The sequence below is a fragment of the Aeromonas sp. 604176 genome (genome assembly GCF_049170755.1).
Taxonomy (GTDB): Bacteria; Pseudomonadota; Gammaproteobacteria; order Enterobacterales; family Aeromonadaceae; genus Aeromonas; species Aeromonas veronii_A.
In genome coordinates this window covers 1-7,143 of record NZ_JAAKNE010000162.1, presented here as the reverse complement: position 1 = coordinate 7,143, position 7,143 = coordinate 1, and the positions used below count along the sequence as shown (strand labels likewise).

Below are 7,143 nucleotides of genomic sequence, written 5' to 3'. Positions count from 1 at the left end.
TTGTTATTGAGAATGTAGGCGGTGATCATCTGTCCCCCCTTAAAAAGTCATGGGTAATCAGGGATGGTTGCACAGGTCATGCGGCCTTAGATCGCTGCAGAAGGCGATCCCGTGGATAAGCAGATCGGGCCGATGGAAAACCTGAATGCGGCGAACTATACAGGGGTGGGCCCCGCTTGTCAGGGGCTATTCATCAGGGATTCAGCTTGTTTGTCCAAAAAAACAGCGAGGTCGGATCACCTGAGCGGCTATGCGGGGTAGAACCCGCCTTTGGCTGGGGGAGGGGCAGCTGGGGCTGCTTGTTGCCGCTGCCCCGCTTCATCACATATTCGAATAATTGGGCCCGGAGCCCCCCTGTGGCGGTGTCCAGACGATGTTTTGGGACTGAGTATCTTTGATGTCACCGCATCTTGGCATCGCCGTATTCCATCACATATTGGGATAGTTGGGCCCGGATCCTCCTTGTGGCGGTGTCCAGACGATGTTTTGGGACTGAGTATCTTTGATGTCACCGCATCTTGGCATTGCCGTTCCATCACATATTCGGATAATTGGGCCCGGAGCCCCCCTGTGGCGGCGTCCAGATAATGTTTTGACTGGGATCTTTAATGTCACAGGTTTTGCAGTGAATACAGTTGGCGGCGTTGATCTGCAGTTTGGCCGCGCTTTCCATTTCCAGTACCTCAAACACCCCGGCCGGACAGTAGCGTTGGGCGGGTTCGGCCCAGGTGGGCAGATTGACCTCGACCGGAATACGCTCGTCCTGCAGCTTGAGGTGACAAGGCTGATCCTCGTCGTGACTGGTGTTGGCCAGATACACAGACGAGAGTTTGTCAAAGCTCAGCTTGCCATCGGGTTTGGGATAATGGATGGGCTCGCAGCGGCTGGCCACGCGCAGCTGACGGTAATCGTGAGCTTTATCGAGCAACCTGAAGGGCGAGTTTGCGCCAAACAGCCGTTGCTCCAGCCAGTTGAAGGCACCGCCCAACCAGGGACCATAGCGGTGAAGCGCCGCGCCGAAGTTGCGCGCCGCCTTGAGCTCGCGGGCCAGCCAGCTCTGTTGCAGCTCGTCGCCATACTGGGCCAGATCCCGGCCCCCTTCATCGCCACCCCGCAGGGCCATCGCGACGGTTTTTGCCGCCAGCATTCCCGATTTCATGGCGGTGTGGATCCCCTTGATGCGGGAAAAGTCGAGGGTGCCCGCATCACAACCGATCAGCAGGCCGCCCGGGAAGTGCATGCGGGGCAGGGCGTGCCAGCCCCCCTTGGTGATGGCGCGGGCGCCATAGCTGATGCGCTCCCCATCTTGCAACACGCCAGCGATAAGCGGGTGATACTTGAGGCGCTGGAATTCGTCAAACGGGCTGAGCCAGGGATTCTGGTAGTTGAGATCGACAATCAGCCCGACTGCCACCTGATCCCCCTCCATGTGATAGAGATAGAAGCCACCGTGGCTATTGCCGCCCCCCTGCTTGCCAAGGGGCCAGCCACTACCGTGTAGCACCTGTCCCGCCTTGCCCCGACCTGCTGGCAGTTGCCACAGCTCCTTGAAGCCGATGGCGTAGTGTTGGGGTTGGGCTGGGTTTTCCAGATTGAACTCGGCGATCAGCTGCTTGCCGAGATGGCCGCGTGCCCCTTCGGCAAAGAGGGTGTAGCGACCGAGCAGCGCCATGCCGGGCACATGATCAGCTTTTGGGTTCCCAGCCCGATCCAGCCCCAGATCGCCGGTGATGACCCCCTTGACCCGGCCCGCTTCCATGATAAGTTCGCTGGCGGTAAATCCCGGGTATATTTCGACTCCCAGTTTTTCCGCCTGTTGGCCAAGCCAGCGGCAGAGATTGCCCAGACTGACCACATGGCAACCCTGATTGTGCATCCGGGGCGGCACCGCCCAGGCGGGCAGTTGCAGGGAACGTTGCTCGCTTTGCAGCAGATGCACCTGATCGTCGCTGACCGGCACGCCGAGCGGCGCTTGCTGCCAGCCATCCGGCAGCAGCTCTTGCAAGGCGACGGGATCAAACAGGGCGCCGGAGAGCAGATGGGCGCCAATTTCCGCCCCCTTCTCCAGCAGACAGACAGAGAGAGTGGCATCCTGCTGTTTCAGGGCGATGGCTGCACTGAGCCCCGCCGGTCCGCCGCCGACGATGACGACATCAAATTCCATTGCTTCCCGTTCCATCTTGCCTCTGCGCTCTGGTTGGCCTAGGGTAATGCTGGTAGTTTACGTAAACGTAAAGCAGTTGTAAGCAAAGCTGAGCAAGAAAAAGCAAAAAATCAGGGAAGAGCGTACTGCAACAAACGCAGAGGCACACTAATGAATTCAATCCAAAGAGACGAGGCATGACCCCATGAAGCTGCTGGTCGCAATCAAACGGGTAGTCGACTACAACGTCAAGATCCGGGTGAAGGGAGACGGCTCCGACGTGGAGCTGGCCAATGTGAAGATGGGGATCAACCCCTTTTGTGAAATTGCGGTGGAGGAGGGGGTCAGGCTGCGGGAAGCGGGTATCGCCAGCGAGCTGGTGGTGGTGACTTTCGGCCCTGACGCTGCCGCCGAGCAACTGCGCCATGGGCTGGCGCTGGGGGCGGATCGGGCGCTGCATTATGTCACCGACGAGACGCTCACCCCGCTCACTGTCGCCCGTGCCTTGCACAAGGTGTGTGAGCAGGAGCAGCCGGATCTGGTGCTGCTCGGCAAGCAGTCCATCGATTCTGACAACAATCAGGTGGCCCAGATGCTGGCTGCCCTCAATGATTGGCCGCTGGCGACCTGTGCGTCAGCCCTCAAGGTGGAAGCGGGGGAACTGCTGGTGACCCGCGAAATCGACGGTGGCCTCGAGACCCTGCGCATGCCGTTGCCTGCGGTGGTGAGCGCCGATCTGCGTTTGAATGAACCGCGCTTTGCCTCGCTGCCCAACATCATGAAGGCCAAGCGCAAGCCGCTTGATAGCGCTCCGTTCTCGACACTCGCCGTTGAGGTGGCCAACCAGACCCGTTTGCTCGGGGTGATGGCGCCGCCAGCCCGCAGCGCCGGGATCAAGGTGGGCTCGGTGGACGAGCTGGTGGACAAACTCAAACACGAAGCGAAGGTGCTGCCATGAGCGTGCTGATCATTGCCGAACATCATCAGGGCCATCTGGCCGACAACGTGGCACAACTGGTCACCGCCGCCGGAGCCATCGGCGGTCAGGTTGACCTGCTGTTGCTGGGTCAGGGGCTGACCGAGGCGGGTGAACAGGCGGCAGCCCTCTGCGGCGTCGACAAGGTGTTGCTTGCCGAACATCCCCTGCTGGCCGACGGGCTGCTGGATGGGGTGGACAAGCTGCTGGCCAGCTGGTGCGAAGGTTACAGCCACTGCCTGATGGCGGCGAGTGCCATGGGCAAGGCGCTGCTGCCACAAGTAGCGGCTCGGCTCGGGGTGGAGATGCTCTCCGAGGTGACGGCTATCGAGAGTAGCGACACCTTCCTGCGCCCCATCTATGCAGGCAATGCCATCGCCAGAGTGGCAAGCTCGGCACCCGTCAAGGTGATGACAGTGCGGGCCACCGCGTTTGCCAAGGCGGCGACAGGCGGGCAGGCTCCCATCGAGCACTTGGCCGTGCCCGAATTCGCTGGTCGTACCCGGCTGGTCGAGCGCCGCGCGGTGCGCTCCAGCAGGCCCGAACTGACCGCCGCCCGGGTGGTGGTCTCCGGAGGCCGGGCGCTGGGCTCCAAGGCGCAATTCGCCCTGATTGAGGCGCTGGCCGATAAGCTGGGTGGGGCGGTGGGCGCATCGCGGGCCGCCGTTGATGCGGGATATGTCGCCAACGATCTGCAAGTGGGGCAGACCGGCAAGGTGGTGGCGCCCGAGCTCTATATCGCGGTCGGCATTTCGGGGGCCATCCAGCATCTGGCGGGGATGAAGGAGTCGAAAGTGATCGTGGCCATCAACAAGGACAGCGATGCCCCCATCTTTCAGGTGGCGGACTACGGGCTGGTGGGGGATCTCTTCACTCTGCTGCCGGAGCTCACCGCCAAACTGTAAATTTGTCAGAAATGGCTGAGCAGTGGTCGTTTATGCGCTCTGCCCGCCATTTCTGTGCATGTTCCCTGCAAGCCCTGACCCGTTCAGGGCTTTTTCTCCTGCAAGGGGGAGGCAGAGTGACGGTAAAAGGTTGAGCCAGCTCCCAAAAAGCCTTTGATCCGCTGGCTGCTCTTGTGTAAAACCTGACAAGTCATCGATTAATCTCATCCACTCACGGAAAGCGTCATGAGCAAACAGATTTACAACTTCTGCGCCGGCCCCGCCATGCTGCCGGTTGAAGTCATGGAGCGCGCCCAGCGCGAATTTTGTAATTTTCAGGGGCTGGGAGCCTCGGTCATGGAGCTTTCCCATCGTGGCAAGCCCTACATGGCGGTGGCCGAGAAGGCCGAAGCGGATCTGCGCGAGCTGCTGGCGGTGCCGGACAACTACAAGGTGCTCTTCATGCACGGTGGCGGCCGCGGTCAGTTCTCCGCCGTGCCCATGAACCTGCTTGGCGGGGCCAACAAGAAGGCGGACTTCCTGCTGACCGGTGTCTGGTCCCAGAGCGCGGTGGATGAAGCCAAAAAGTATGGCGATATTCAGACCTTCCAAGGGGTTGCCAAGAACGAGCAGGGGATCTCCCACCTGCTGCCGACCCCGGCGTTTCGCGCCGATGCGGCCTATGTTCACTACTGCCCGAACGAAACCATTGATGGCATCGAGATGTTCGACATCCCGGCCACCGGCGAGGTGCCGCTGGTGGCGGATCTCTCCTCCACCATTCTCTCCCGTCCTCTCGATGTGAGCCGCTTTGGCATCATCTATGCCGGTGCCCAAAAAAATATCGGCCCGTCCGGGCTTGCCATCGCCATCGTGCGCGATGACCTGCTGGATCAGGCCAGAGCCGATGTCCCCTCGATTTTTGACTACAAGCTCACTGCCAAGAACGACTCCATGTTCAACACGCCGCCCACCTACGCCTGGTATCTGGCCGGTTTGGTGTTCGAGTGGCTGAAAGAACAGGGTGGTCTCGAGGCGATGGAAGCGCGCAACAAGGAGAAGGCCGACTTCCTGTATGACTATCTCGATCAGTCGAGCTTCTATGGCAATCAGGTGGATGTCAGCTGCCGTTCGCGGATGAACATCCCGTTCCAGCTGAAAAATGCCGAGCTGGACAAGCAGTTCCTGGCCGAATCGGAAGCCGCTGGCCTGCTGGCCCTCAAGGGGCACCGTATTGTCGGTGGCATGCGCGCCAGCATCTACAACGCCATGCCGCTGGAGGGAGTGAAGGCCTTGGTGAGCTTTATGGATGGTTTTGCCAAGCGCCACGGCTGAGAAGAGAGTACTCACATGCTTGCTGGCGGCCTCTCGTGACAACTCGTGAGCCGCTTCCAGCTATTGCAGTGATTCAAGACGCCGGGGATACCCCGGCGTCTTTTTTTCAACAGAACCAGCTCGCTGGCGTTTGCCGTGCGATTTCCCCTGAAAGTGCCCTTGCCGAGCGGGACGCAGGCTGTTAACGTCCGGACAGGCGTTTATTTTTGAGATAGCACAGGAAGTCTATGAATTCGTTGCGTTTGGAACCCATTTCTCGTGTGGTCGGTGAGGTCAATTTGCCCGGCTCCAAGAGTGTCTCTAACCGTGCGCTGCTGCTGGCGGCGCTGGCTCGTGGCACCACCCGTCTGACTAACCTGCTCGACAGCGATGACATTCGTCATATGCTGGCTGCGCTGACCCAGCTCGGGGTCAAGTACAAGCTCTCCGCCGACAAGACCGAGTGTACCGTGCAGGGGCTGGGCCGCAGCTTTGCGGTGAAAGAGCCGGTCAATCTGTTCCTCGGCAACGCCGGTACCGCCATGCGACCGCTGTGCGCCGCGCTGTGCTTGGGCTCCGGTGAATATACTCTGGGCGGCGAGCCGCGCATGGAAGAGCGTCCCATCGGCCATCTGGTGGATGCCCTGCGTGAAGCGGGTGCCCATATCCAGTACCTGAAACACGATGGTTATCCGCCGCTGGTGGTGGACGCCAAGGGGCTGTGGGGCGGCGATGTGCACGTCGACGGCTCCGTCTCCAGCCAGTTCCTGACCGCGTTTTTGATGGCGGCGCCGATGGCGGCGGGCGATACCCGGATCCACATCAAGGGGGAGCTGGTTTCCAAGCCCTACATCGACATCACCCTGCACATCATGAAGCAGTTTGGGGTGGTCATCGAGCACGACAACTACAAGCTGTTCTACATCAAGGGCAACCAGACCTACATCAGCCCGGGTGACTTTCTGGTGGAAGGGGATGCCTCCAGCGCCTCCTACTTCCTCGCGGCGGGTGCCATCAAGGGTAAGGTGCGGGTCACCGGTATCGGCAAGCACAGCATTCAGGGTGATATCCACTTCGCCGACGTGCTGGAGAAGATGGGCGCGCGCATCACCTGGGGTGATGATTTCATCGAGGCGGAGCAGGCGCCGCTGCACGGAGTGGATATGGATATGAACCATATTCCCGATGCGGCCATGACCATCGCCGTAGCGGCGTTGTTTGCCGAGGGGCCGACCTCCATTCGCAATATCTACAACTGGCGGGTGAAGGAGACCGATCGTCTGCACGCCATGGCGACCGAGCTGCGCAAGCTGGGCGTCGAAGTGGAGGAGGGGCATGACTTCATCACCGTGACCCCGCCGACCCAGCTCAAGCATGCCGAGATCGATACCTACAACGATCACCGTATCGCCATGTGCTTCTCGCTGGTGGCGCTGTCGGATACCCCGGTCACCATCAATGATCCCAAGTGCACCTCGAAGACCTTCCCGGATTACTTCGACAAGCTGGCCAGTATCAGCCAGCGTGGCTGATCACTGACAAACCCGTCATCACCGACGCTTCGGGCCCGCGCTGAGCGGGCTTTTTTGCCTTCCTCACCAGCATCGTCATTTCGCTTAGCATCATTTCAATAACTTGCAAGATTGCCATATAAAATAGTTTTGTGATTACTGTAATTTCCTATTTACACATGCGTTGTCGCGGGCTATGTTGAGATTTCCTAATCGTAGTCATCTAGCAGGAAGCCTTGTCATGCAGCATCAAACCGACGACGTTCGTATCAGTGAAATCAAAGAGTTATTACCCCCGGTTGCGGTGCTTGAGAA

Annotated in this window: 6 protein-coding genes; 4 read left to right on the top strand and 2 right to left on the bottom strand. The window is 59.8% G+C overall.

Going from position 1 to position 7,143, the window contains the following annotated elements:
• Nucleotides 1-321: 321 nt before the first annotated feature.
• Together G5358_RS19550 and G5358_RS19545 are read right to left on the bottom strand one after the other, a co-directional pair.
• A complete protein-coding gene (locus G5358_RS19550; RefSeq protein WP_421324742.1) occupies nucleotides 322-417 on the bottom strand; it encodes a 4Fe-4S dicluster domain-containing protein in 96 nt (31 codons plus the stop codon).
• Between the two features lie 118 nt (nucleotides 418-535).
• Nucleotides 536-2,179 (bottom strand): electron transfer flavoprotein-ubiquinone oxidoreductase, encoded by a 1,644-nt coding sequence (locus tag G5358_RS19545; protein WP_421324740.1) that lies wholly within the window; start codon nucleotides 2,177-2,179, stop codon nucleotides 536-538.
• Between the two features lie 169 nt (nucleotides 2,180-2,348).
• Here G5358_RS19545 and G5358_RS19540 point away from each other — a divergent pair, with 169 nt between their 5' ends.
• The 4 genes from G5358_RS19540 (at nucleotide 2,349) to aroA (ending at nucleotide 6,849) form a co-directional block, all read left to right on the top strand.
• On the top strand, nucleotides 2,349-3,101 hold the full coding sequence (locus tag G5358_RS19540) for an electron transfer flavoprotein subunit beta/FixA family protein (RefSeq protein WP_421172179.1): 753 nt from the start codon (nucleotides 2,349-2,351) through the stop codon (nucleotides 3,099-3,101).
• Complete coding sequence (locus G5358_RS19535; protein WP_421208347.1) at nucleotides 3,098-4,024, top strand: electron transfer flavoprotein subunit alpha/FixB family protein; 927 nt, start codon at nucleotides 3,098-3,100, stop codon at nucleotides 4,022-4,024. The genes G5358_RS19540 and G5358_RS19535 overlap by 4 nt, the downstream gene beginning before the upstream one ends.
• 225 nt (nucleotides 4,025-4,249) lie before the next feature.
• A complete protein-coding gene (serC, locus tag G5358_RS19530; protein ID WP_005345045.1) occupies nucleotides 4,250-5,338 on the top strand; it encodes a 3-phosphoserine/phosphohydroxythreonine transaminase in 1,089 nt (362 codons plus the stop codon).
• Nucleotides 5,339-5,565: 227 nt separating this feature from the next.
• Entirely contained in the window at nucleotides 5,566-6,849 is a 1,284-nt protein-coding gene (gene aroA / locus G5358_RS19525; RefSeq protein WP_247822662.1) for a 3-phosphoshikimate 1-carboxyvinyltransferase, read from the top strand.
• Nucleotides 6,850-7,143: the final 294 nt, after the last annotated feature.